The sequence below is a fragment of the Endozoicomonas euniceicola genome (assembly GCF_025562755.1).
GTDB lineage: Bacteria > Pseudomonadota > Gammaproteobacteria > Pseudomonadales > Endozoicomonadaceae > Endozoicomonas_A > Endozoicomonas_A euniceicola.
In genome coordinates this window covers 1,471,869-1,496,917 of record NZ_CP103300.1, presented here as the reverse complement: position 1 = coordinate 1,496,917, position 25,049 = coordinate 1,471,869, and the positions used below count along the sequence as shown (strand labels likewise).

The following is a 25,049-nucleotide window of genomic DNA, read 5'->3' as shown; positions in this document are numbered from 1 at the left end:
GGGAGTGAGTTTTATTTCGTTTTTCTGAAGGAGGCGGGTGACTGCACCAGGAATCACCCGCCGGAATCAGGTGGGTGAGGATGTCAATCTTCCACAACGTTTGACCAGGCTTGTTGCATCAGTTGTGCCTTAGCCATTCCGGAGGAATAGATATCACTCTCTTCAGGAACTTTAGTTTTTAATTGTTCACTGGTTTTTCTGAGTATTTCTTCGTTCAAGCCATTCAGCTCATCTCGATACCGGGCTGTCAGGGTTTGCAAGGCTTTTTTCAGGTGGACGTCATCGCCGGGTAAATCAGGAGCGTATAAAATGGCTCGTGACAATCCTGACGCTATCAGGTCAGTTGCTTTGTCCGTATTGTTGGCAACCATTAAAAAAAAGGCTTCTGAAAAACAATGAATAACAGACGTTATAATTTGTACCAGCTGGGTACGAGCATCCAGCTCCGGTTTGGTAAAATAGAATTTTTGGCGTCGGAAGGATTTTGTTAATTCCTTATTGGCATAATCTGCCGACTTTTTTTCATCCGGGCTATAGGATGTCGCTACATTCAACATGGCCTGGCGAGAATAAGCGTAAATCTTTTTTCTGAGAGAATCCGTGGTGCCGAATTCAAAAGTATTAGCCAGAAAGTTTGCTATTGACCGGGGAACTACTCCCCACTTATGGAAAAAAGCCTTAACAACGGATTGCACTATAAAGCCTGTTGCTCCCAGCGCGTAGTCCCCATAAACCGCCCAGGAATCCAGAACATCCTGAGCATTCCGGGCATCATCCTGATTACACTCAATGCCCCAGTTATTCAGTATGTTCAGATAATTAGTCTTGATGGCCTCATCTGCATAGTTTGAATCCAGCTCGGCCAGGTGCAGCAAAACCTGCTTTGCGTAAAGTGGCATCAGACTGTTTTGTTGTAACAGGTTAAGGCCACTGCCCAGACGTGCATTGGCCAGAGCTGTTATAACTGTGCTGTCTGTTTCAAATTCCGGATGATAATATCGGATGAGATAAGCCGCGTAGGCAACCACTCTGGCTGAGTCTGTGTAACTTTTTTCCTCATTGATTAAAAGCGCACTTGCCAGTGACAGGGATTTTACCAACATGGCTTCCATGGTCATTTTATATGACCGACTTGTCTGAGCCTCAATACTGAGCTTTTGGTTTATAACATTGATTTTGCCAGTCAGTTCGTTCTGAATCTCTCTGTCTTCAGGGTCAATAATTCCGGTTTTGCTGCCTATCCAGTTTTTAATTGCGGTCTGCAATTGAACAATGGCAGGTTCGCCCACAGAAAGAAGACCGAATTCAATTAATGATGAAAAGAAATAATAACAGGCCCGTTTTGGCAGGCCTCGTCGCTTTCCCTTCTCCGGTCTGAATTTATTAATGATGTAAGGTTCAATCAGTGCGATGGCCATAGAATATCCAAGGGGAGTAAAGTGTATCGCTGCATTGGTTACAGTTTCCTTACCTGGCAGGTAGTGGTAATACCATGGAAAAAAAATTTCGGGTTGAGCTGTTTTTTCGGGAGGACAGCCTTCTGCAGGACAGGTGTCGGTTTGTTCATTGACAGTCTGTGGGTGGAACACGCTGGATAGTGTGTCATTCAAAGTAACCTCTGCCCAGCTTTCAGCGAGCTTTTTATACCCTTTATAAAAAATCGGGTCTTTCAAACCGTGCGGGTCAAGAACTTCGATGTGTTTATATATCTCGTTAAGCTCTGATTCATCTTTAATAGGCAGGTAAGCCATTAAAGCGCCCTTGATTACAGTATCTTCAGTGTTTATTTCAACAATCTCTCTGTGATTCTGAATCATGGCAGAGGCTAAAATGCTGGCCTTGTTATCAGTGTTTCTGTAGGCATCTGCAAAATGAATAACTAATGTTTCCAGGGATCTCTGGCTATTGGACCGGGCAAAGTTGGGTTGTTCAGCCAGAATCGCTCCCGCTTTTTTTTGCAGGCTGCTGAAATACTGATTGGTGTAATCAACACTGCCTGATTTCCTGTTGATCGTTGATCCGGTATTAATAGCTCCCCAGTTTTCAAGGGTACGTCTTGATTGGGAAGCAAATCGCTCCATATTTTGTTTTGAGGTTGCTGCTCCCACTATTTTGGAAAAATGTTTGGCTATCACATTAATGGCAAAATGTCGTTTTCCCAGAAAATAAAGAAAAGTGGCCGGTAGAGTAACGCCTAAAACAAAAATACCTGACCTGATTTGATCTTTCGGAACGTTTTTCAGCAAAGACTTAACAAGTTCTGTTTCCTCAAGGTTACTGGCAGAGGCAAGGCCTTTTAACTCATCCATTGTGGCCGCTTCATACTGGAGACAGTCAGCGCTACTGACCTTCCACTCATTCAGCATGTTGCAGTATCTCAGCCCCATCATCGCCGAGTGCTTCATCAAGGGATCCATGGCGTTAAGGTGTTGAGTTATGTGAGTTCTGAAGTCAGGGTGCTTATCCCAGTCAATGTTTTGGCTGAAACTGACATAAACACTGTCCAGAACATCCCGGCCTGTGGCCTCCGGGTGAAGGTAGGTCATAGACAGGGCGTTAAGTGCCATCAATGCGGCAGCTCTGTTTTCATCACCCCTGGACATGGCGAGATTTGCAGAAGAAGACACTGTATCGATAATATCGAGAAGACGGTAAAAAGTCTTTCTGGCCTTTTGGGCATGAAGGCTCAGCACCGAAAATGTAGACAATGAGCGGTAACGCAAATCCGTTTGCAAAGCGTCTGTTTTTTGCCTGACATGATCGTCTGATAAAGCTTTATAGCTAACACTTTCCAGCAGGGCGCTGATATTATCAGTCAGATGCTGGCTTGACGCCCGTCTTATATTACTTTTGTGAATAGCCAGTAACTTAAGAAGAAAAGAAAGTTTATGACTCTCTAAATAGGACTGAAGTGTATTAATGGCCACCTCGGAACTCAGGGGAACCAGCCCCCAGGCGACACCTGTCTTAAGATGATCCAAAATGTAAAAGTCTTGACTCTTTTCATCCTCTGCAGGGGCAGTTGCAAAAGCAGGCTGGCCAAGCAGCCCTATGGTGACAATCAAATTCAAAGCCGTTTTTTTCATTTTTGATTCAACCAAATAATAAATTAATAACAAACCAATCAAAATTTACCGGCAAGCCTTGTGCTAACTCATCTCCAGACCAATTGATGCTTAAAAAAACAGACTGTTAAGTACTTTTTGTAAGTATATTGCATCAGGTTGCAGTTAATCGTTATATCAATAAGTTGTCGTCTTGCACTTTCTCCTCTACTAATACATGTGTTTATTTCTTAGTACAGTGTATAAGACACAAGGCAATAATATGTCAGACAACACCGAATTTGGTAAATGGAGAGCCAGGTTGTGGCCTGTCCATTCTCATGAGCTGAAAAAGCTTATTCCCATGATTTTGATGTTTTATCTGATACTCTTTAATTACACGATATTGCGAGACACTAAAGACACGCTGGTCGTTACTGGTGCAGGCTCCGGGGCTGAGATAATACCTTTTTTAAAATTATGGGTTAATGTACCTTTTGCCATAATTTTTACGATTACCTATGCGAAAATGAGTAATGTATTCAGAAGGAATGCTTTGTTTTATTTGGTTATATCGAGTTTTATACTGTTTTTTGGTCTTTTTGCCCTCGTTCTTTATCCGGCCCGTGAGATGCTTCACCCAACGGAGTTTGCCGATTATCTGCAGAGTATTTTGCCACCCGGATTTATGGGATTTATCGCTGTCCTGCGTAACTGGACTTTTTCTCTTTTCTACGTCATGTCTGAACTTTGGGGGAGTGTTTGTCTGTCTCTGCTGTTTTGGGGCTTTGCCAACCATATTACCCGAATATCTGAGTCGAAACGTTTTTATGCTCTTTTTGGCATGATGGGAAATCTGGCATTACCTACTGCCGGTCTATTTGTTTATTTTGCTTCGCACTCCCGTGAAGATCTTCCTCCAGGTGTTGACCCATGGAGCTATTCGATGAATTTGCTGACGGCAGTGTTTACTGCTGGTGCTATTTTGATCATGGTGACTTACTGGTGGATCAACCGCAATGTATTGACTGATTCAAAACTTTATCGACCTAATGATACAGCGGCTGACAAAAAGGAAAAATTATCGCTCTCCCTAAAAGAAAGTTTTTTGCATATTATCCATTCAAAATATCTGCTCTGCATTGCCTTGCTGGTCATCAGTTATGGCGTCTGTATTAACATGGTTGAAGTCACCTGGAAAAACCAGCTGCGTATGCAATACCCGAACCCTAATGATTACAACCAGTTCATGGGATTATTTTCTACCTGTACGGGCGTTGTGACTATTTGCATGATGCTGTTCGTTTCCAATAATGTTATCCGCGGCTTTGGCTGGACAGTAGCGGCTTTATGTACCCCGGTGGTTTTATTAATAACCGGTTCGCTGTTTTTTTGTTTTGTACTCTTCAGGGATTTCATACCTGAGACAGTATTTTTAGCACTGGGTATTACTCCACTGATGTTGACCGTTGTATTGGGTGCTATACAAAACATTATGAGTAAATCGACTAAGTACTCCCTTTTTGATCCCACAAAAGAAATGAGTTATATCCCGCTTGACCCTGAAGAAAAAGTAAAGGGTAAGGCTGCGGTGGATGTTATTGGCAATCCAACCGGCAAATCAACAGGTTCCGTTATCCAGCAGGTGTTGATGATTTCCCTGGGTTCGCTGGCCGCTATTGCGCCTTACGTAGCCATTATTGTATTGGCTTTTTTTGCCATCTGGATTGGTGCTGCCCGCTCACTGGGACGCCAGTTTAATGCAAAAGTTCAAAAAAGACAGGAAGCGTCTGATGAGCAAGAGCCGCCTGATGAGCCAGCACCCAGTGCAGATAAGAGCATGGTAATAGGTTCCCCGGTTTTGCAGGCTAAAAGTGAGTTACTACAATTCAATGCTCACCCCACTGCAAGTCAGAAGCCGTCGAAAGAAAAAACTTCATAAAATTGCAGACTATTTTTAAGTAACTGATAGGGCAGGCTATAAAATGATAAATGAGTCATATTTGTATTGGTTCGTTATTTTTGCTTCGGGATTTTGTGTGGCTGCGGGTTTATCAAACGAATCACCGTCTGTAACTTCGCCTTTTATCGATAATACGACACTGGACGGAAAGCTTCGAACCGTTTACTACGATGTAGAAAATACAGAAAAAGACTCAACAGCAGGAGCCTGGGCAGGAGGTCTCTGGATTAATCTACGTTCGGGCTATCTGGCAGATATAGCAGGTGTGGGTGCCAGCTTTTATGGTGTCACCAAACTCTATCAGCCAAAAGGAAACACCAGTTCATACCAGTTGTTAAATGATGACAATAAAGGTTTCAGTAAGCTTGGGCAGGCATACCTGGAAATAAAATCACCTTCGACGAATAAAAGCCGGTCAGCCAGCTTTGTTATAGGGAGGCGGGAGTTTCGTAGTGGGTTAATCTCGGCCTCCAGCTCAAGAACGGTTCCCAGTACATGGTCAGGTTTTCAACTCAATGGTGCCATTGAAAACCTGAAAGTGGGGGGAACCCTGGTTAATCAAATATCACTAAGGAATCAGGCTGGGTTCCATGACCTGAACAACTTTTCCGGACAGAAAATTGATTACATCATAGGCGCTGAAATTACCTATGTTCTTCCGCTTATCCATGAACGTGAATTGAGGTTTAGGTACCGCAATGCTTTTGCAAAAGATTTTTTACAGGCGCACAACGGTGACATTTTATTCACGACCCCTGCGGGGCTCAATCGCAAGATCAAACTGGGAGTTAGTTATTATCAAAGCCAGAAAGATGGTGATCTCTGGCAGGGTAAAGGTCGGGGCGGTTCGCCGTTATTTGATGACAAGGCCAGTGTTATCAATGTGCATGGGGATTTGATTGCGGGCGCATGGCATTTTCGTGCAGGCGTCAGCCATTTCAGGGCACCTTCCAGCGTAAAGTCTTCAGTCTCTGGTTATACTCAGCCCGGCGTTTATTATTATGACCTTGGCGAAAATACTCACGGTGCCTGGGATATTGGTACTTCCGGTTTTGCGGAAGATATGTTGTACGACGGGGAAACAGCATGGATGACGGGGGTTGCCTATAATTTTTCAGAATCGGTGTTTAAAGGGCTGGAGGTCGGTTACGCATTCCACTACGGCTCTGGTATGAAGGTTGGTATTCCCGGAGGTCGAGAAGAATCAGTTGCAGAACGCGAACATGACATATATCTGATTTATGCGTTTCCTGAGACTGTATTGGCAGGGTTGAAATTCAAGCTGAAATATGGCCATTACCAAAATGACCGGGCGTTACGGAAGGCCATTCAAAAAGAAGAGCGGGATCTACGCGTCTGGCTTGATTATAACTTTTTGCTTTTCTGATCGCTGACCGGCAGGCTGCTTTTGTTGAAAAAGCAGCCAGATACCGGTTTACCTTGTCTTAGAGTTTTTAATGGCCGGCTTCACTTTTGATAAGCAGGCTTTGGTCTGGTGGATGGCTGCCAGAAGAACCGGGTCAAGGGCATCGGGTACGACGCCCGGTGTCTGCCTGGTTTCTTTTGGCATGCGTATCGTTCGATGATCATCTGTCACAAATATCATTTTTATATCTCCCCCTTCTCTTGATAAAGAGTCCTGATAAGTAGTGTAAGTAGTAGGTGGAATAGTAATTAATACGTACTAACCGCTAAAAACCTTTACAGTTGATCTGTGTCAATTTCTGCCGCCTGAAAAGCTTTGCAAAAAAAAAGCCATTGTGGTTGGCGGCTTATTTATTGTTCACATGAAAGCTTCTCAGCCTTTTATAATTCGTGTTGCTTGACGCATTTTTCCCTGCGCTGACTTTTTAACGTCAGTGACAGGTCAATGGTTCAGGAGAACGTCGATGCTGACCATTTACAGTGAACAGCAAAAGCTGCACAACCCTGCCAGAGAGTTCCTTGGGGGTGACCTGGTGCCTTATCTGGAATCCCCAAAACGGCTGGATTATGTTCTGGAAGCCATCCAGCGCAACGATCTGGGACGAATTGAGTGGCCGGATAGTTTTTCCACCGAGCCTATTGCCAGAGTGCATCGACCGGATTATATCCAGTTTCTGGAAACCGCCTGGCAGCGTTGGCACCAGACTTATCCGGAAGCTACTCAGGCATCGCCTTACTGTTTTCCCCACCGGGGACTGAGGCATGTGGTTCCGGAAACGATCGAAGGTGCGCTGGGGTATTACGCCATGGATCTGACGGCCCCCGTGGTTGAAGGAACCTGGAAAGCCATCAGAGCCTCGGTGGATTGTGCACTGACGGCCCAGAAAAGGATAATGGATGGGGAGCCTGTTGCTTTTGCCTTGTGCCGACCACCCGGACACCATGCATCAAAGGATGTCATGGCAGGCTACTGTTTTTTTAACAACGCTGCTATTGCGACTCAGGCTTTTCTCGATCAGGGCGCTGAAAAGGTGGCCATACTGGATGTTGACTATCATCACGGTCATGGTACTCAGTCTATTTTCTACTCCCGCAGCGATGTACTGTATGCCTCTCTTCATGCGGATCCCCGGCGGGATTACCCCCATTATCTTGGGCATGAAGATGAAACCGGCGAGGGCGCGGGGCTGGGTTTTAATATGAATCTGCCTTTGCCGCTGCAGGTTACAGGCTGGGTTGAATACCGCAGGGCTCTGGAGTTGGCTCTGGGGCGCATCGATGAGTTCCGGCCGGACTATCTGGTGGTTTCCCTGGGGCTCGATACCTATGAGCGGGACCCGATCTCTTTCTTTAATATCACTACCCCGGATTTTCAGGAGCTGGGGCGCTGTCTGGCCGCTTTGAAAAAGCCAACCCTGTTTGTCTTTGAAGGAGGCTATGCCCTGGAAGCGCTCGGTCATAATACCGTGGCCGTTCTGGAAGGATTTTCCGCTTTCTGACGGATAGCTTATGGAATTTTTTTCAGTCTAAAACTTTTGTCTATATAGAAATCGTGGGTAGCTGTCGATAGAACCCATGCAATTCTCCTAATTCACTGGAACACGTTTATGACACAGGATATACCACCAAAAGACAGGGCTGAATGGGCGGAGTTGGTTCAGGGTCAGCACAAAATGGACAAATTTGTTCTTCAGTTACAGGTCGATAAAGTTCAAAAAGGGGTTGAGGCCGGCGATATGACGCAGGAAGAAGCCGTAAATTATCTTTATGAGTATTTTGCCAAATACCCCAAAGGCTTTGTTAGTGACCTGAAGGCTGTGTTCAGGGCATGGTGAACGCTTTTTCTAAATCGGATCGGATAAAAAACGGATCTGCACAGTAGACAGAATTAAAGGATAAAAGGATTTATCATGAAAAAGTTACAGAGTGTCGAAGAGGTCATCCAGCTGATTGAGGCGGGTAAAGTGTTATCGCTGGCCGGGGACGAACGGGTGTTGTCACAGCTGCCCAAAGGTAATTGGGTCGCTGGGTCAACGCCTTATTTTATGGGAAGAAGTCAGGGCGAATTTTCACAGGAAAAAGTGTATGTCGATGAAATTTCCTGTGGTATCACTCACTACAAAATCATGACATACGATAAGCATACGCTGCCTTCTTTCACCCGTGACCGCTTTGATAATGGCTACAGCATACTGGTGATACCGGCTTTCTCGGAGGTTCATTCAGACTTTGCCCTGCATGCAGACGGTTATGACTTCCTGTACGACAATCCGGTGCTGGGCTGGGTATCCGGTATTGACCTGAATTCCACTGATACGCCGAAGGTATACGACGGTTCTACAGGTACTGAGCTGACCGACAAAGTGGTGGCACTGCATGTTGAGCTGCCCGCTAACAAGATGCCCCAACTGGAGATCATCAATATCCACAAGCCAGACCCAAAGAGTCCGGTGATCCAGTTTGATACGGATGCTTTTGAGGCGGGAGACTGCCTGATTGATGGGGAGCGGGTAAATTTTGCCGAATATGTTACGGCTCACAATATTGATACCCAGGTACCGCTGACCAGTGATTACTCTGGTGCGATCATTAACACCTGCATCAAAGAAGTGAATACCGATGAAGGGAGAGTATATTTCTACGCCCCGGTTTTTTCAGGAAGAGAGTATCGCTTTGCCACGCCGCTGGCTGACTATGCCGCAGCGTTTGCCAGCAGCCTGCCGCAGGAAGGTACGGATATGCAGTTCTCCTGTAACTGCATCCTGAATTTCCTTTATGGAGGGCTGGAAGGAAAACAGGCAGGCTTACCGGGTCCTATTACCTTTGGAGAGATCGGTTATCGTCTGTTAAACCAGACCATGACGTACCTTAGAGTCGTCGATCTGGATGGTTAAGCAACTTGTAGAGTAGCAACGGGGGAGCTTCGGCTCTCCCGTTGTTTATACCTGTTGTTTTAATGCATATACCCTACTTGTTCGATTTATTCATCTTCATCTTCATCTATTGGGACGGCATAGTCTTTTATTAATTTTCTATACATATCGGGACGGCTACTATTAGCAGCATAGGCAAGGCCAATGTTACGAGTTTGGTCAGAAATTTCTTTGTTTGGGAATTCTATCAGCATACCTATGGCTAGAAAGAAATTTTTTTCAAATGCATAAGATAATATATCGTTAAAATAATCTTTATTAGAATTGCTTAGTAATGTTTTTAGTGCCGACATATGAGATTTGAAACTTTCATTGCAATATTCTATAACACTCTTTATTGTTTCAATATTTATTTTTCCTCCTCTTCTTATAAAAACCTTTACCTTATCTATATTTTTAATAACATTTAAGCCATTTTTTGCTAAAAATGTTAGTGTTTGATCATTTAGTAAAGCTCCCAGCTCAAATAAAATTAAAGCACCTTTTTTATCGTTGTTATTTACAGCTTCTGTCAGTTTTTTAGTGAGAATATCCTGTTTCGAATTTATATAGACGCCACCCATATAAGATAACATTTGTGCATTTTCGAAATTGTTTTGCTCTAAAGCTTCGCCAAATATAATTGTCCGTGCTTGCAGGGATATTTGGGTAGAAAATAAGTCTTCTATTAGTGAATTTGTCGCAAGTAACCCTAAACCTAAGTTATTACGTTCATTTCTAAGTTCATCTCTTACTTTACTGCTTGCTAAGTTTAGCAGAACCTCATCATTTTCCTTCATAGAGCCTGCCTTGAGAAGAAGCTTTACCACCTTGTTACCAACTATGGTATTATTATCAAAATACTTTTTTATGGTATCAAGAATATATCCCCTATCGAGGCTAGCCCCCTGATCTATCAGTTTATCTGCTAAAGGGTAATTGCCTTTTTCAAAGGCTTCTTTTAACTTTTCATTCAATCCATCGCCGGAAGTATCTTTCTGCTGTGCAAGGCAATTTTCACAATAAATCTTTGAACTGTCTCGAACGTTTGCACCACACAAAGGGCAAAGGCTACCTTTTGATGGGTTATGACCGTCGTCTTCACCCTCTCTTTGATGCCCACCCGCAAACTTTTTGAGTTTTTTCTGTGCCGATTCCCCCGAACTGCCATTTTGAGAACCTTCATTGTGGCTACCGCGTTTCATTTGTTCTCTTTCTTCTAAGGGGTGTCCGACGGGAGTCGGGGCTTTCCCGGGAATTAATGCCAGCAGATCTAATTTATCAAGGATGAGTGTAGGGTTAACTCCATAGGGGTGGTTTAAATCCGGGTTTTTTTTTACCCACTGCCAGTAGGCTTTTGTTGTGTCATTGGGGTGTTGTGACAATACCGCAAGCACTGACGGATTCCTGTGATGATTCCGTTGTAACAGTACTCGCCACAGCTCTGTTGGTATGGCGATCTCAGTATTTTGCCAGCTGTTATGCCAGACTATAAGCCGGATGGCAGGTTCTCTGGTCTCGGGTTGAACACCCGGCAAGTAAAACAGAGACATCATTTTGAGTGACCATTCGTAGATGATGGGCTGAAGGTGAAAGCCTCCGGGGCGTTTAAAAAAGTCACCTTTGTCGTCCGAATCATCACTGAAAGAACCACCTGTTGCGTACACTTCTTCCGGTTGTTTATTCTGGTTTTTTTGTTCATAAGGGAATAAGTGGTTTTGTGAGAATTGCTCGGGCAGTAAGTCATCAGCAGTGGTTATAACCACTTTAGAAGGAGCCGTTAATGCTTCATCAGCAGCCTCAGAACCGTTGGTAAATACGCTGCAATCGGGGTTAAAACCCCACTCTCCAGGATCATACTGAATAACAGTGCTTCCATTTAAGGATTGATTGTTAAGCACAAAAGAGGCATGCCAGCCTTCAACCCTTTCAAGTTTCAGCTCACTGGCATAACTGAGTTCAACGGGTTTAGTCTCATCAGCGATTATTATATTGGGAGGCGTTATTGGATAAAGTTTTTTTCTCAATGATCTAAAGCAAAGCCTTATCTGGCCATAAGATGAAAAGGCAGGAGCGACAGAGGTCTTATCATAAAACGTAAACCATTCGGCTAACAGGTGGCCAGGTGCCAGCGAATATTGATCATCTTGCTTAAAGAATTGACTGCCTTTGCTTTTTATTGTGGGTTCCAGTCGCGTGAACTCAAATTGTGTTAAGGCATGGGCAGGGCTGAAAAAAAGTACCAGAAGCAAATAGATTAAGAAGTGTTGAACTGGGTATCTCCAGGGCATTTTCATGATCCTGTGGAATTGCTGGAGAAGGAAGCATAGCCGCTTGACAAGTAATTTCCTGCTCAGCCTGCAATCTCTTTATATCCATACACAGGGTTACACTATTGTCATATTGCCTTAAGACAGCGCTTTGCCAAGAGCTTCTGAGGCGTAATCAAAAAGTTCGGTCGGTGTGAAGTTCATGAGATTCACAGCTGCATGAGCACTAATGGCTGCTAACAGTCCGTGCTTCCGATAAACCTCTCCAAGAACCAGCCCCCCATAGAAAGCGCAAGCAACCTGATGTAGAGAAGGCTTAGGAACAGCTAAATGTGCCAATGCGAACAGAGTGCCAGCAAGTAAGGTACTTAATTTTTCTGCTTTCCATTTGTCCTCTTTACTTGTCCACAAGCGAAGAAAGATCACTTCCAAAACATTTTGAAGCACCCCCCGAAAGAACGCCTCTTCTATTATTGCATCTTGAAGTCCGGAGTTGGTTATGCTTGAGGGTGGCCTGGGGGCACTGCCACCAGTACCATGCCTAACTATTTTGTCCATATCGAAAAAAACATAACTAAGTGCAGCGGAAGCGTGCAAACCCGTAGCACGCACAAGGGCTCCTGTTCCTGCTCCCAGTATCACTTGTTGAAAGATGTTTTCAGTGTGCTGGCGTCGAATGATCTCAGTACCAGCACCATAGACGCCAGCATATAAAGTCCAGCGTAGAGCTTTTGAAGTTAAGCTTTCATGAAGTGAATAAGTTGGTTCTTGATAGAAAAGACCAGCACACCCTGCCGCCATAAGTATTTTTATGGTTGAGGCTTCGGGCTTTTGCTCATTACCTGTCGGATCGGTAAAAATAGCATCTTTAAGCTTTTGCAAAATGGGGGAAAGTTTCATACTGGCTTTCTTGCAAAATCTTGAGTGTACGGAAGTCTATAAGCCTGTTGCTGAAATTGCCAACTTCTGCTTTCATTCAATCCAGCGCTCTTTTTCCCAGCAGTGAATAGAGAACCGGCACAACAAACAGTGTCAGCAGCGTTGATACCAGCAGACCGCCAATAATACTGGCGCCCATGGGTGCCCACATCACAGAGCCGGAAAGGGTCAGTGGCAGCAGGCCGCCAATGGTGGTCATCGTGGTCAGGAGAATCGGCAATAACCTTACCTGCCCGGCTTCGAGAATGGCTTCTTTTATCGCCATGCCTTTTCTGCGCAGCTGGTTCGTGTAATCCACCAGAATAATCGAATTGTTGACGACAATACCCACCAGGGAGGTCAGTCCGATAAAGGCAGTAAAGGAGAAGGTGAAGCCAGCCAGCCACAGTGCCAGAATCATGCCCGTAACGGCAAAAGGAATGGCGGTAAAAATCACCAGCGGCTGACTGAACGAGTTGAACTGCAATACCAGCACTGCAAAGATACCCAGCAGGGCAATCAGCAGCACTTTGGTCATACCGGCAAAGGACTCCTCCCGCTGTTCCTGTTCTCCCCCTACCTGATAAGTCACACCATCCGGCCATGGGTACTGGTCCAGCTCTGCCCGAATAGCATTGGTCACGGTTTCAGCCTGATAACCGGCTTTCAGGTCAGCGGTTATTCTTGCCATACGTTCTGTCAGATGGTGTTGAAAACGGGGCAGGGCATCCTGCATTTCCAGTTTAACCAGTTGTTTCACCGGAACCAGCTCACCGCTTGAGGACTTCACCATCATTCGGTCAAAGTCTTCGAGACGCGGTTCATTATCGGACGACTGACCTTTAATAACAATCGGGTAGTCTTCTCCCGAGATGTCACGGAACTGACTGACAGGCACGCCCACAAGACTGGCCCGGATCACCTGATCAATAGAACTGATGGCGACCCCGTACATCGCGGCTTTATCGCGGTTTATTGTGACATTAATGTCTACCTTGGGGTTGTCCAGGGGATTGTCGACATTCACGGTTCCCGGGGTGGCAGCAATAATTTGCTCTATATCCCTGGAGACTGTCAGAACCTGCTTCAGGTCGTCGCCCATAATCCGGAAGGCTACGGGGGCTTCATAAGGGGGGCCCTGTAACAGCTCCTTAACCACCACACGAGCCCCAACAATGCGACTAAAGTCGTCTCTAAGGGATTCAACAAAAGGCTCTACTTCCCTGAGTCGGCCAGTATTCAGGTTAACGACCACCTGGGCATAGTTGGGTACCTGACGTTTAGGAAAGATGTTGTAGTAAATCCTGGGGTTATCTTTACCAATATTGCTGACCACAGAGCGAACCAGAGGGTAGTCTTTAACAATAGTCTCAACCTGTCGTACGGCATTGTCTGTCTGCTTAAAACTGGAACCTTCAGGCAGCTCAACATTGACCAGCAACATCGGCTTTTCCGCCTTGGGAAACATACTGACACCCAGTGTGCCTGCCAGCATGATAGAACCCGCCAGGGTAATGACGGCTACGATCAGGATCAATACCGGATAACGAAGGGCACCGCTGAGTAGCGATCTATAGGGACCGTCAGTAAACGTCTGTAACCCCCTTAACAGCAATGGCGGTTTACTGTCCTGCCCTTTCAACATAATGCTGGCGAGCAGTGGTGACAGGCTCAGGGCAATAATCAGGGAAGCCAGCAGGGTGAGAATAACGGTGGCTGGCATGGAGCGCATGAATATGCCTGCCCCGGTCTGTAACAGCAGAATCGGCACAAAAGCCAGGATGGTGGTCAGGGTACCGCTGATCACCGCCCAGCCAACCTGACTGGCTCCCTGTGCTGCGGCCTCCATTGGCGTATAGCCTTTGCGCAGGAAACGGTGCACGTTCTCAGTCACCACAATGGCATTATCAACCAGCAGCCCCAGTGCGATCACCAGCCCGGCAATGGACATCTGTTGCAGGCCATAGCCAGCCAGGTCAACCCAGCCCAGACCAATAAACACTGACAGGGGAATGGCAAGAATAATGACAACCGCCGAGCGAACACCCAGAAACAGGATGGTGAGCAACCCAACCAGTATCAAACCCTGAATCAGGCTGTTAAAAAACTGGGAGACACGATCATGCACTGACTCACTCTGATCGTGGGCAATGCCGATGGTAATGTCTTCAGGCAACGCCTGCTCAAAATCACTCAGCGTCTGTTTGATGGCATCCATGACGGTAAAGATATTGCTGCCTTTGCGCTGGACAACGGTGACGAAGATGGAGCGGGTTCCCTGAAAGCGTGCCTGATAAGTGGGCAGGGCATCGGTGAAGACAATGTCCGCAATATCTTTGACAAACACAACCCGACCCGGAGTGGACACCACCGCCGTTCTTTCAACCGCTTCAATATCCTTGAAATCGCCGCTGGTTCGTACTGTAAACCGGCGCTTACCGGCCAGAACATGACCGCCGGGAAGGTTGACACCAGACGCCTTTATGGCGGAAATCAGGTCTTCAACCCCAATACCAAGTTCCTGCATGCGGGCAAGGTCTGCCTGAACCTGTAATTGTTGTTCGGGGTAAGCGTCTGTTGTCGCTTTTTTGATACCGGGAATCCGTTCGATGCGTTTTTCCAGTTTTTCTCCCAGTAAACGCAGTGTGTTATAGCTTTGGGATTCTGACATCAGGGCAATCTGGATAATGCTGACATCAATCGGAGAGATACGGTCAATCGCCAGCACTGGAATATTCTCAGGCAGCTGGTCGCGTATTTTGGCAATTTCAGCCACCACGTCGTCATACTGTTCCTGGGGATCGGTGCCGTAGAGGAACTCTACCCGAACCACCGCCAGACCGTCTTCTATATCGCTTTTTAAAATCTTTATGTCGTCTAATTCCTGGATAGCTTCCTCGATGGGGTCAACAATCAGTTTCTCCATATCCAGGGGGTTCGTACCGGGGTAGACAACACGCACTATCGTTGCCGGAAACTTAAACTGGGGATCTTCTGAGCGGGGCATGGTCATCAATGACACAATGCCCAGTATGACCAGCAATAACATCACCACCAGGGTAAAGCGCCGGTTTTGAATGGCAATGGCCGGAAGTTTCATGGTGGTTACTCCTCAACGCCGGTAGCAACTTCAGAAGCCACTTCAGAAACGATGACGACGGTATCGCCATCCAGAAGGAAGCCTGCACCGGAGCTGATGACTGTTTCGCCCTCAGTCAGGCCGGAGTCACTGGCAATGAAGCCTGATTCCATAAAGTTCATCGTGATGCTTCTTAGTGTCACTGACTGAGTGCCGGGGCTGTAGACAAATACCTCTGCTGATGAGTGACTGGCGTTAACCACAGACTCGACAGGAATCAGAGTCACTGTCTGCTGACTGGAGGGAACCAGAGTGACTTTGCCAACAAAGCCTGAACGCAGCTTGCTGGTGGTTTCAGGGAAGGTGACCTCTACCTGAAAGGTGCCTGTACGTTCATCGGCCAGTGCCGCAAGACGGGTAATCTGGCCGGTAAAAGTCTGGTCGGGCCAGGCATCAAACTGAATCAGGGCCTTGTCATTTTTCTTTACCCGGACAATTTCCGCATCGGTCAGGCCAGTTTTAAGCACCCAGCCACGGGCCGTGTCTGCTACCACCAGTACCGGTTGGTTGGGCGTCACCAGCTCGTTTTCTTCCACATGACGGCGTAATACCAGACCCTGTGACGGCGCTTCTATGCGAGAGTACTTCTGGTTAAACCGGGTGATACGCAACCGGCTCCGGGCAACCGTCAGTTCGGTTTGGGCTGACTGGAGTTGATCCAGCGACACAACATTATTTTTGTGCAGTTTGCTGATGCGTTCCAGGTTACGTTTTGCCTGTTCCAGCTTTGCCCTGGCTTCGTCGACCTGGGCATTGACCTCTTCCATGGTCAGGCTGGCGAGCAACTGCCCGGCCTGTACCCGGTCACCTTCGTCAACCATCAGCTGTGCCACAGGGCCTGCTGTTTTAAAGGACAGTGTTTGCTGGGATTTATAAGCGAGAATGCCGCTGGTTCTTATTGGGCGCGAGTATGGCTGGTATTGAACGGTTTCAGTGGTGACACTGACCGGAGGTCTACCCGATTCAGGACTGGCAAAAACGGGTAATGGCATCATGCAATAAAGAGTACAGTAAAGAGCCAGGGCTACAAGTCGGGGGCGGTGGCGCAAAGCAGGCATGAGAGTCTGTCCGGTATTGTGTTTATTTTTAATCTTCCAGCGACGCACACTACCTTATCACAGCCGCATGTTGATCAGAAACAGCCTGCCCGGAAGCCAGTGTGAGATGGATGCTTTGGTATTGTTCAGTGGTGCCGATAGTTGAAGCTAACGATTCACTGCTCTCGGAATTCTAACAATGGTTAAAGGGCTGACCGCTTCTTTATTGACAACGGCCATAACGGTTATTGTGCTGTTCAGCCTTCCGGGTTGCTCAAAGGTTGAACCGGCGGCCTATGAAGACGGCGAGAAATGGCCGGGCGGAAAAACATCTGTCACCGTTTCAGGAAAAAGTTCATTCTCCCGGGCCTCGGCCAATATGGCAGCCAATCGCAGGCTCGATTTCAGTGTCGGCGACAGCTTCTTCAAAAGTGACTGGGTGCCTGCTCCACAACCTGATTCATTTCGTGACGGGCTAGGTCCTCTGTTTAATACCCGTTCCTGCGAGGGGTGTCATATTCTGGATGGCCGGGGACACGCGCCCGCTGATGGCGAACTCAATGAAGAGGGGCTGCTGGTGAGGATCAGCGTGCCAGCCATTACTCAGAAAGAGAAAGAGCAGCTGACTCGCAGTGGGGTGATTCCACATCCGGTTTATGGTGATCAGATTCAGGACTTTTCTCTGAAAGGGGTTAAGCACGAGGCTAAAGTTCGGGTTCGTTATGAATATTCAACGGTTCGTTTTTCTGACGGGGAGAGTGTTCAGATTCGCAAGCCGGTCATTTCGCTGGAAGATTTAAACTATGGTCCTTTGCCAGATAATGTGATGATGTCGCCTCGAATTGCCTCGCCAATGATTGGGCTGGGCTTGCTGGAAGCTATATCAGATTCGCAGATTCTGGCGAATGAAGACCCGGAAGATCGTGATGGCGATGGTATTTCCGGTCGCGGTAACCGGGTCTGGGATATTAAAAACAAAAAGACGGTATTGGGACGTTTTGGCTGGAAAGCGGGACAGCCTAATATGACCCAGCAGAGTGCCGGGGCATTCAATGGGGATATGGGCATTACTTCCAGCCTGTTTCCTGATGATAATTGCACAGAAAGTCAGGTTGCCTGCAAAGAGGCTACACCAGAACAAAATTGGGACATTTCTGACTCCACACTGGAAAAGGTCGTGTTTTACAGCCGCAATCTGGCTGTTCCCATGCGGCTGGATTCCAAGGAACCTGAGGTGTTGAAGGGAAAAGCACTGTTTGCAAAAGCTCGTTGTAGTGGGTGTCATATTCCCAACTTTACAACGCTTAAGGTGAAAAACTATCCGGAACAGTCACAGCAGAACATCTGGCCTTATACCGATTTGCTGTTGCACGATATGGGCGAGGGGCTGGCGGATAATCGTCCTGAGTTTCTGGCGTCGGGTCGTGAGTGGCGTACTCCACCTTTGTGGGGAATTGGCAAAACGAAAATGGTGAACCCGAAAGCTACTTTTCTACACGATGGACGCGCCCGTACTATTATGGAAGCGATTCTCTGGCACGGCGGTGAGGCAGAGGCTGCAAAGCAGGCGGTTATGGATATGAATAAAGCGCAGCGAACCGCATTGGTCAGATTTGTAAACTCGCTGTGATTCGCAGTTAAAGCAGTAGGGTACTAACAAAATCGCAGTACCCTTAACAAATGCTTGACTAGCCGTACATAATGAAGGTCAGTGAAGAAGAAGCAATGGCTACCCACAAGAAAATGCCATAGACCATCGGCATAATGCCGACACTTTTTAACAGCTCTCGTGTCATTGTCGAACCTATCAGGAAGAGGGTTAACACCAGTCCTCTTTTTGACCACTCAACAATTTCGGTATTAAACATTTCTACCCCCGGAACAAAGCTGTTGGCCAGCATGGCGAGAATAAACAGCCCAATAAACCAGGGAATAGTGATTTTCCGGACGCTACCACCTGAAATAACAGCCATCAGCAAAGACAATGGAATAATCCACAGCGCCCGCCCCAGCTTAACCGTGGTGGCAATAGCCAGAGCCTCTGCGCCGTAGCTGGCGCTGGCACCCACTACTGAACTGGTATCATGAATGGCAATCGCTGACCAAAGACCAAACTGTTCCTGTGTCATTGACAGCCAGTGCCCAATGGGTGGGAACACAAACAGCGCCACTGAATTAAGAATAAATACAACACCCAGGGCTACGGAGATATCCCGGGGGCCAGCTTTGATGACCGGAGCCACCGCAGCGATCGCACTACCGCCACATATTGCCGTACCACTGGAAATCAGCTGCCCTGCGTGGCGGGTGAGTCCCATTCTGGAAGCAGTCAACGCTCCTAGAATCAATGTAAAGACAATGGACGACACTGTTAGTAAAAAGCCGTTCTGGCTGGCATCAATCGCCTGCTGAACGCTCATACCAAAACCGAGACCAACGACTGAGAACTTTAATAGCAGGCCAATAACTCTCTGTGCCAGTTTAATACATGGATTACCCAGTGAAACCGCCAGAATAATACCCAAAAGCAAAGCTACAGCTGATGAAATGCTTGTCAGCAAGCAGATTAAACTCAGCAGGAAAAAAAGGCCTGCCGCCAGCCAGTCAGAGCTTTCGCGCAGCTTTGAAAAGCGCTCTGATAGATTACCCATACGTTCTGTTCACTCAGTGATATAGATCAAAGGTGCGGTATTATGACGATAAAAACTGAGAAGAAAAATAAATATTACTTAACGGTTCCATAACGTATGGAAATCACTATTTTGGTATATATAACAACAGGTTAGTTGATTGCTGCTGAAACTACGTCATGCTATAGAGGCAATGCTGGACAACTACTTACCTTTGCTGTTACTGGGTAGCCATTTCCCCTGATAACTATTCACGAGTGACCTCCCTATGCGACATCATTGTCTAATTTGTAATATCACTATTGAATATTGGAATAATAGGCGATACCTTACTCACGCACTTTCTCATGTGGCTGCTAAATTGGTAGATGGTTCTTATTTTGGAGACCAGCATACCGCCTCCATCGGTTATTGGTATTGCAAAATATGTGGGTTCAGATTTTCCACTAAAGATAAATTACAAGAACATCTAATGGAGCAACACAAAGATATGATCCGTTTCTGCACCAATCCGTTTTGTAATAAAAATGAGAGTGGGGAAGCCTTCTTCATCGAAGAATATGCAGATATGGGGCTTAAAAAATTATTAGCGTTATTCTACTTAGCAGATCCGGAACGTCCCCCCGATTCTGAGTTAAAAGAATATACCTGGGGTCAATATGACTTTTCAAGAATAGACGAAGTGTGCCCCATTTGCCTGACAGGCTTGTATCTACGTTCTCACAGATCACTTGAGAATTGTAAACACAGATTACACGGCAGGTGTTTAAAAGAGCTTGTCGAGTCAGGAGCCCGCCACTGTCCCGTTTGTCGGGCTGAAATGCACCGTAGCGATGGTGCAAACTATGAGTACCCGGATGATCCTGAATTCGTATTATAACAGGACGGCATCACCACCAGACTCAGTGGCATACCCCGTATGGGTGTTCATCCTAATCAATGTATAGCCTGAAGGTTATGGGCTACCGGGAAGCCAACTTCTTTTACCAGCAACACCATAGTGAACTACTCGCTCCTGAAGGAGCGAGCTTCCAATACTAAGCAGCTACCGCAGTAGTTACCTTTCCTTTCTTTTTTGACTGTCGCCAGCCAGTCAGAGCTTTCGCGCAACTTTGGAAAGCGCTCTGATAGATTACCCATACGCTCCGTTCACTCAGTGATATACATCAAAGGTGCGGTATTATGACGATAAAAACTGAGAAGAAAAATAAATATTACTTAACGGTTCCATAACGTATGGAAATCACTATTTTGGTATATATAACAACAGGTTAGTTGATTGCTGCTGAAACTACGTCATGCTATAGAGGCAATGCTGGACAACAACTTACCTTTGCTGTTGCTGGGTAGCCATTTCCCCTGATAACTATTCACGAGTGACCTCCCTATGCGAAAACATTGTCTGATTTGTAATATCACTTTTGATTATTGGAATAATTTGCCATACCTTAATCACGTACTTTCTCATGTGGCTGCCAAATTGGTAGATGGTTCTTATTTTGGAGACCAGCATACCGCCTCCATCGGTTATTGGTATTGCAAAATATGTGGGTTCAGATTTTCCAATAGAGATAAATTACAAGATCATCTAATGGAGCAACACGAAAAAATGATCCATTTCTGCACCGACCCGTTTTGTAATAAAAATGAGAGTGGGGAAGCCGTCTTAATCGAAGAATATGTAGATATGGCGTTTCAAAGATTATTAGCGTCATTCTGCACAGCAGATCCGGAACGTCCCCCCGATTCTGAGTTAAAAGAATATACTTGGGGTATATGCAACTATAGCAAGTGTTTGACAAAAATAGAAACCGAACGGTGTCCCATTTGCCTGACAGGCTTGTATCTACGCCCTTTCAGAATACTTCGGAATTGTAAACACGAATTACACCGCAGGTGTTTAAGAGGTCTTATTGAGTCAGGAGCCCGCAATTGTCCCGTTTGCCGGGCTGAGATGGGCGAGCACGAGGATGCATTCTATAAGTACCCGGATGATCCTGTATTCGTATTATAACAGGACGGCATAACCACCAGGCTCAGTGGCATACCCCGTATGGGTGTTCATCCTAATCAATGCATAGCCTGAAGGTTATGGGCTACCGGGAAGCCAACTTCTTTTACCAGCAACACCATAGTGAACTACTCGCTCCTGAAGGAGCGAGCTTCCAATACTAAGCAGCTACCGCAGTATTTACCTTTCCTTTCTTTTTTGACTGTCGCCAGCCAGTCAGAGCTTTCGCGCAACTTTGGAAAGCGCTCTGATAGATTACCCATACGCTCCGTTCACTCAGTGATATACATCAAAGGTGCGGTATTATGACGATAAAAACTGAGAAGAAAAATAAATATTATTTAACGGTTCCATAATGTATGGAAATCACGATTTCGGTATATATAACAACAAGTTAGTTTATTGCCACTGAAGCCGTGCCATGCTATAGAGACTATACTAAAAAACAACTTATTACCTTTGCTGTTACTGGATAGCCATTTCCCCTGATAACCATTCACGAGTGACCTCCCTATGCGACAACATTGTCTGATTTGTAATATCACTTTTGATAATTGGACTATTACGGCATACCGTTCTCACGTAATTTCTCATGTGGCTGCCAAATTTGCAGATGGTTCTTATTTTGTAGGCAAGAATACTGCCTCCTCCGGTTATTGGTATTGCAAAATATGTGGGTTCAGATTTACCAATAGAGATAAATTACAAGATCATCTAACGGAAAAACACGAACACATGATCATTTACTGTACCGACCAATGGCATCGTAATAAAAATGAGAATAAGGAAGCCTACTTCATCGAAGAATATGCAGATATGGGGCTTAAAAAATTATTAGCGTTATTCTGCTTAGCAGATCCGGAACGTCCCCCCGATTCTGAGTTAAAAGAATATACCTGGGGTCAATATGACTTTTCAAGAATAGACGAAGTGTGCCCCATTTGCCTGACAGGCTTGTATCTACGCTCTCCCAGATCACTTAATAATTGTCATCACAGATTACACGGCAGGTGTTTAAAAATGCTTGTCGAGTCAGGAGCCCACCACTGTCCCATTTGTCGGGCTGAAATGCACCATGGCGATGGTGCAAACTATGAGTACCCGGATGATCCTGAATTCGTATTATAACAGGACGGCATCACCACCATATTCAAAATTTAAGGGAAGCAGCAGAACATAATATACCGCTGTTGGCTTTTGGCGGTTGGCTGTATGAGCAGCTAATAGCCAAAAGCCAACAGCCAAAAGCCCGGTAAGTTATTAAATGCTGCGCCCCTAAAGCCACCAAGTTTACCGCTAACGCGCTGGCTCCTTGGGATATACCTCATCACCCAGAGCAAAACGCGTATTTCGGCATGAACCTGCATCGGCAACTGGGTATCTCGTACAACGCCGCCTGGCTTTGCTGTGAACATGTTCAAAGCAGCCCGCCCGATTACCTTGGGAGGTTGATGATTTCAGGATCGGTCTTAAAATGTAAGGACGTGGGTTTTATTGGCGTTTACTGAGTTTAAAATGAAGTGCTTTGGAATGTCATTCCGTTTCCTACGCAGGAAGGTAATTTGGAATGATAGTACAGGTCAGTATGAAACTTTTGCCCACTTGTAAAGCTGGCTGTAGCAATGTACAACTGACTCCGAGTGTCTGTTTCCCGTTGATTTTGCGTCGTCGATGTTACCCCGTTACAAGACAGCTATTTCTCCTACCTGAAATTGTCGAAGTGGTTGTTGTTACCGAAATGCTCCTTCGCTGGAGAATAACCATTCACGAGTGACCTCCCTATGCGACATCATTGTCTAATTTGTAATACCACTATTGAATATTGGAATAATAGGCTATACCTTACTCACGCACTTTCTCATGTGGCTGCTAAATTGGTAGATGGTTCTTATTTTGGAGACCAGCATACCGCCTCCATCGGTTATTGGTATTGCAAAATATGTGGGTTCAGATTTTCCACTAGAGATAAACTACAAGAACATCTAATGGAGCAACACAAAGATATGATCCGTTTCTGCATCGATCCGTTTTGTAATAAAAATGAGAGTGGGGAAGCCCTCTTCATCAAAGAATATGTAGATACGGCGTCTCAAAGATTATTAGCGTCATTCTGCACAGCAGATCCGGAACGACCCCCCGATTCTGAGTTAAAAGAATATACTTGGGGTAAAACTAACTATCACGGTTATTTTTCAAGTATGGAAACCGACATGTGCCCCATTTGCCTGACAGGCTTGTATCTACGTCCTCACAGATCACTTCACAATTGTCATCACAGATTACACGACAGGTGTTTAAAAATGCTTGTCGAGTCAGGAGCCCGCCACTGTCCCGTTTGTCGGGCTGAAATGCACAATGCCGATGGTGCAAACTATGAGTACCCGGATGATCCTGAATTCGTATTATAACAGGACGGCATCACCACCATATTCAAAGCCACCAAGTTACCGCTAACGTGCTGGCTCCTTGGGATATACCTCATCACCCAGAGCAAGACGCGTATTTCGGCTATGTTCGAAGTAGCCACCTATACACCGCCCCTATGCCTGAACGGCTCCTGAAACTGGCGGACGTTCAGTGGTAATCAGGACAACTTATTTTTTAAGAAATGGCTTTGCCAGATAATGGTGCAAGTAACGAACAGATACGTATACGACGATGGCTGTTGCGATAATAATCTCAACCTGAGCTAAATGTCGGATATTTTCAGCCAGCCATACCAGGTCATGGGATGATAACCAGATATCGAGTTTCAGCAGGGCTGTGGCACCGATCACCATCGGGAAAGTGAATGCTGCATATCCTGGAGAAAAGGGGAGGCGCAACAGACGAGTAAAGGCAATGTAAACCAGAAAGGTCATGGAAATCGCCAGTGGCACCAGAATTAGCAATAGTAGCGGGTTAGGATCGTCAGTGATGGTTAAATAGCCTGCCAGTGACAAGCTGGCTGGTGCAGCCATGATCGCAAACGTTGGAAGTGCAGCATTTGGAATGGCATCACGAAATATCAAACGGTACAGCATAAACGGCAGCTTGATGAAGTAACTGCCAAGGCCAAAAATAAAGAGTCCGACTACCAGGCTCTCATGCCCCATACCCGTGCTGGTAACCGCAGCAACAATAATGCCTACCGGTGGCACAAACCAGCTGGGTACCATGTCTTCCATTTTGAACTGAAGTGAACGATGAAACACAAAACTGCCCAATAGCAATAAATGACAGCCTACAGCGACCAGCCAAAGCGCCTGTGCAAAGGCTGGAGCATAAGGTAACAGCGACTGCGCGATGACCATTGTCCCCATGGCGCAGGTGGGAATGATACTCGCAAGAACCGGATGTGCCAGTTCTTCTTTAATCAGGTGTGGATGCAATAAAAATTTGAGCATGACTTTAATAATCAGCACTGCTGCAATAATCGCCGTCACTAATTTTAGCTCTGTAGCAGCGTCTGGACTCGCCAGTGCCCAGGCGCCGCCTAAACTGGCGATACTGAGCGCCAGCCCGCCCAATGGAGTCGGTACCCTGCTTAATTTAGCGGCTATCCGGCTGGAGTCCACTTTAACTGTCAAAGGATGTTGTTGTGCTTGTTCCATATTTTTTGCCCACTTGTTGGAAGTGATGACAATGACGGAGGCAATCTAACAGTAGATGACACATAAGCAAAATTAGTTTTTTATATAGTAGCTTTCAGTTTTTATTA

At 46.1% G+C, this 25,049-nt stretch carries 18 protein-coding genes; 10 read left to right on the top strand and 8 right to left on the bottom strand.

Annotation, left to right across the window (positions count from 1 at the left end; all coding sequences use genetic code 11):
• Nucleotides 1–83 precede the first annotated feature (83 nt).
• Nucleotides 84–3,071, bottom strand: coding sequence for a hypothetical protein (locus tag NX720_RS05755; RefSeq protein WP_262599998.1), 2,988 nt, complete (start codon nt 3,069–3,071; stop codon nt 84–86).
• A gap of 256 nt (nt 3,072–3,327) precedes the next feature.
• On the opposite strand from NX720_RS05755, the gene NX720_RS05750 reads away from it, so the two are divergent.
• Entirely contained in the window at nt 3,328–4,986 is a 1,659-nt protein-coding gene (locus NX720_RS05750; RefSeq protein ID WP_262599997.1) for an NTP/NDP exchange transporter, read from the top strand.
• Nucleotides 4,987–5,083: 97 nt separating this feature from the next.
• Nucleotides 5,084–6,394: an OprD family porin gene (locus tag NX720_RS05745; protein WP_262599996.1), complete on the top strand. Its 1,311-nt coding sequence runs from the start codon at nt 5,084–5,086 to the stop codon at nt 6,392–6,394.
• Between the two features lie 48 nt (nt 6,395–6,442).
• Here NX720_RS05745 and NX720_RS05740 read toward each other — a convergent pair whose 3' ends face one another.
• Nucleotides 6,443–6,613, bottom strand: a complete 171-nt coding sequence (locus NX720_RS05740; RefSeq protein ID WP_262599995.1) for a hypothetical protein — start codon at nt 6,611–6,613, stop codon at nt 6,443–6,445.
• A gap of 283 nt (nt 6,614–6,896) precedes the next feature.
• On the opposite strand from NX720_RS05740, the gene NX720_RS05735 reads away from it, so the two are divergent.
• From NX720_RS05735 to NX720_RS05725, 3 genes are all read left to right on the top strand, one after another.
• Nucleotides 6,897–7,931, top strand: coding sequence for a histone deacetylase family protein (locus NX720_RS05735; protein WP_262599994.1), 1,035 nt, complete (start codon nt 6,897–6,899; stop codon nt 7,929–7,931).
• A 108-nt stretch (nt 7,932–8,039) separates the two neighbouring features.
• A complete protein-coding gene (locus NX720_RS05730; RefSeq protein ID WP_262599992.1) occupies nt 8,040–8,267 on the top strand; it encodes a hypothetical protein in 228 nt (75 codons plus the stop codon).
• A 75-nt stretch (nt 8,268–8,342) separates the two neighbouring features.
• A complete protein-coding gene (locus tag NX720_RS05725; RefSeq protein WP_262599991.1) occupies nt 8,343–9,326 on the top strand; it encodes a DUF6976 family protein in 984 nt (327 codons plus the stop codon).
• A gap of 86 nt (nt 9,327–9,412) precedes the next feature.
• Here the strand turns inward: NX720_RS05725 and NX720_RS05720 are convergent, their stop codons facing one another.
• The 4 genes from NX720_RS05720 to NX720_RS05705 form a co-directional block, all read right to left on the bottom strand.
• The gene (locus NX720_RS05720; RefSeq protein ID WP_262599989.1) at nt 9,413–11,641 is read right to left on the bottom strand and encodes a hypothetical protein; all 2,229 of its coding nucleotides are present in this window, start codon (nt 11,639–11,641) and stop codon (nt 9,413–9,415) included.
• 111 nt (nt 11,642–11,752) lie between these two features.
• Nucleotides 11,753–12,514: a CPBP family intramembrane glutamic endopeptidase gene (locus NX720_RS05715; RefSeq protein WP_262599988.1), complete on the bottom strand. Its 762-nt coding sequence runs from the start codon at nt 12,512–12,514 to the stop codon at nt 11,753–11,755.
• A gap of 76 nt (nt 12,515–12,590) precedes the next feature.
• Nucleotides 12,591–15,632, bottom strand: coding sequence for an efflux RND transporter permease subunit (locus NX720_RS05710; RefSeq protein ID WP_262599985.1), 3,042 nt, complete (start codon nt 15,630–15,632; stop codon nt 12,591–12,593).
• A 5-nt stretch (nt 15,633–15,637) separates the two neighbouring features.
• On the bottom strand, nt 15,638–16,777 hold the full coding sequence (locus NX720_RS05705) for an efflux RND transporter periplasmic adaptor subunit (RefSeq protein ID WP_262599984.1): 1,140 nt from the start codon (nt 16,775–16,777) through the stop codon (nt 15,638–15,640).
• A gap of 130 nt (nt 16,778–16,907) precedes the next feature.
• On the opposite strand from NX720_RS05705, the gene NX720_RS05700 reads away from it, so the two are divergent.
• Nucleotides 16,908–18,338 carry a di-heme oxidoreductase family protein gene (locus NX720_RS05700; protein WP_262599982.1) on the top strand — a complete coding sequence of 477 codons (1,431 nt, stop codon included), beginning with the start codon at nt 16,908–16,910 and terminating at the stop codon, nt 18,336–18,338.
• 58 nt (nt 18,339–18,396) lie between these two features.
• Here NX720_RS05700 and NX720_RS05695 read toward each other — a convergent pair whose 3' ends face one another.
• Nucleotides 18,397–19,359: a YeiH family protein gene (locus NX720_RS05695; protein WP_262599980.1), complete on the bottom strand. Its 963-nt coding sequence runs from the start codon at nt 19,357–19,359 to the stop codon at nt 18,397–18,399.
• A gap of 451 nt (nt 19,360–19,810) precedes the next feature.
• On the opposite strand from NX720_RS05695, the gene NX720_RS05690 reads away from it, so the two are divergent.
• From NX720_RS05690 to NX720_RS05680, 4 genes are all read left to right on the top strand, one after another.
• Nucleotides 19,811–20,218 (top strand): RING finger domain-containing protein, encoded by a 408-nt coding sequence (locus NX720_RS05690; RefSeq protein ID WP_262599978.1) that lies wholly within the window; start codon nt 19,811–19,813, stop codon nt 20,216–20,218.
• 507 nt (nt 20,219–20,725) lie between these two features.
• Nucleotides 20,726–21,352, top strand: coding sequence for an RING finger protein (locus NX720_RS27020; protein WP_404831051.1), 627 nt, complete (start codon nt 20,726–20,728; stop codon nt 21,350–21,352).
• 510 nt (nt 21,353–21,862) lie between these two features.
• Nucleotides 21,863–22,477: a hypothetical protein gene (locus tag NX720_RS05685; RefSeq protein ID WP_262599976.1), complete on the top strand. Its 615-nt coding sequence runs from the start codon at nt 21,863–21,865 to the stop codon at nt 22,475–22,477.
• Nucleotides 22,478–23,334: 857 nt separating this feature from the next.
• A complete protein-coding gene (locus NX720_RS05680) occupies nt 23,335–23,757 on the top strand; it encodes an RING finger protein (protein ID WP_262599975.1) in 423 nt (140 codons plus the stop codon).
• Nucleotides 23,758–23,943: 186 nt separating this feature from the next.
• Here the strand turns inward: NX720_RS05680 and NX720_RS05675 are convergent, their stop codons facing one another.
• Nucleotides 23,944–24,942: a TDT family transporter gene (locus tag NX720_RS05675; protein WP_262599974.1), complete on the bottom strand. Its 999-nt coding sequence runs from the start codon at nt 24,940–24,942 to the stop codon at nt 23,944–23,946.
• Nucleotides 24,943–25,049 lie beyond the last annotated feature (107 nt).

Bases quoted from the DNA above. Each gene is read 5' to 3' on its own strand.
- NX720_RS05710 (WP_262599985.1), bottom strand. From the start codon at position 15,632: ATGAAACTTCCGGCCATTGCCATTCAAAACCGGCGCTTTACCCTGGTG.
- NX720_RS05725 (WP_262599991.1), top strand. From the start codon at position 8,343: ATGAAAAAGTTACAGAGTGTCGAAGAGGTCATCCAGCTGATTGAGGCG.
- NX720_RS05730 (WP_262599992.1), top strand. From the start codon at position 8,040: ATGACACAGGATATACCACCAAAAGACAGGGCTGAATGGGCGGAGTTG.
- NX720_RS05740 (WP_262599995.1), bottom strand. From the start codon at position 6,613: ATGATATTTGTGACAGATGATCATCGAACGATACGCATGCCAAAAGAA.
- NX720_RS05750 (WP_262599997.1), top strand. From the start codon at position 3,328: ATGTCAGACAACACCGAATTTGGTAAATGGAGAGCCAGGTTGTGGCCT.
- NX720_RS05695 (WP_262599980.1), bottom strand. From the start codon at position 19,359: ATGGGTAATCTATCAGAGCGCTTTTCAAAGCTGCGCGAAAGCTCTGAC.
- NX720_RS05720 (WP_262599989.1), bottom strand. From the start codon at position 11,641: ATGAAAATGCCCTGGAGATACCCAGTTCAACACTTCTTAATCTATTTG.
- NX720_RS05715 (WP_262599988.1), bottom strand. From the start codon at position 12,514: ATGAAACTTTCCCCCATTTTGCAAAAGCTTAAAGATGCTATTTTTACC.
- NX720_RS05675 (WP_262599974.1), bottom strand. From the start codon at position 24,942: ATGGAACAAGCACAACAACATCCTTTGACAGTTAAAGTGGACTCCAGC.
- NX720_RS05685 (WP_262599976.1), top strand. From the start codon at position 21,863: ATGCGACAACATTGTCTGATTTGTAATATCACTTTTGATAATTGGACT.
- NX720_RS05700 (WP_262599982.1), top strand. From the start codon at position 16,908: ATGGTTAAAGGGCTGACCGCTTCTTTATTGACAACGGCCATAACGGTT.
- NX720_RS05680 (WP_262599975.1), top strand. From the start codon at position 23,335: ATGGAGCAACACAAAGATATGATCCGTTTCTGCATCGATCCGTTTTGT.
- NX720_RS05735 (WP_262599994.1), top strand. From the start codon at position 6,897: ATGCTGACCATTTACAGTGAACAGCAAAAGCTGCACAACCCTGCCAGA.
- NX720_RS05690 (WP_262599978.1), top strand. From the start codon at position 19,811: ATGGAGCAACACAAAGATATGATCCGTTTCTGCACCAATCCGTTTTGT.
- NX720_RS27020 (WP_404831051.1), top strand. From the start codon at position 20,726: ATGCGAAAACATTGTCTGATTTGTAATATCACTTTTGATTATTGGAAT.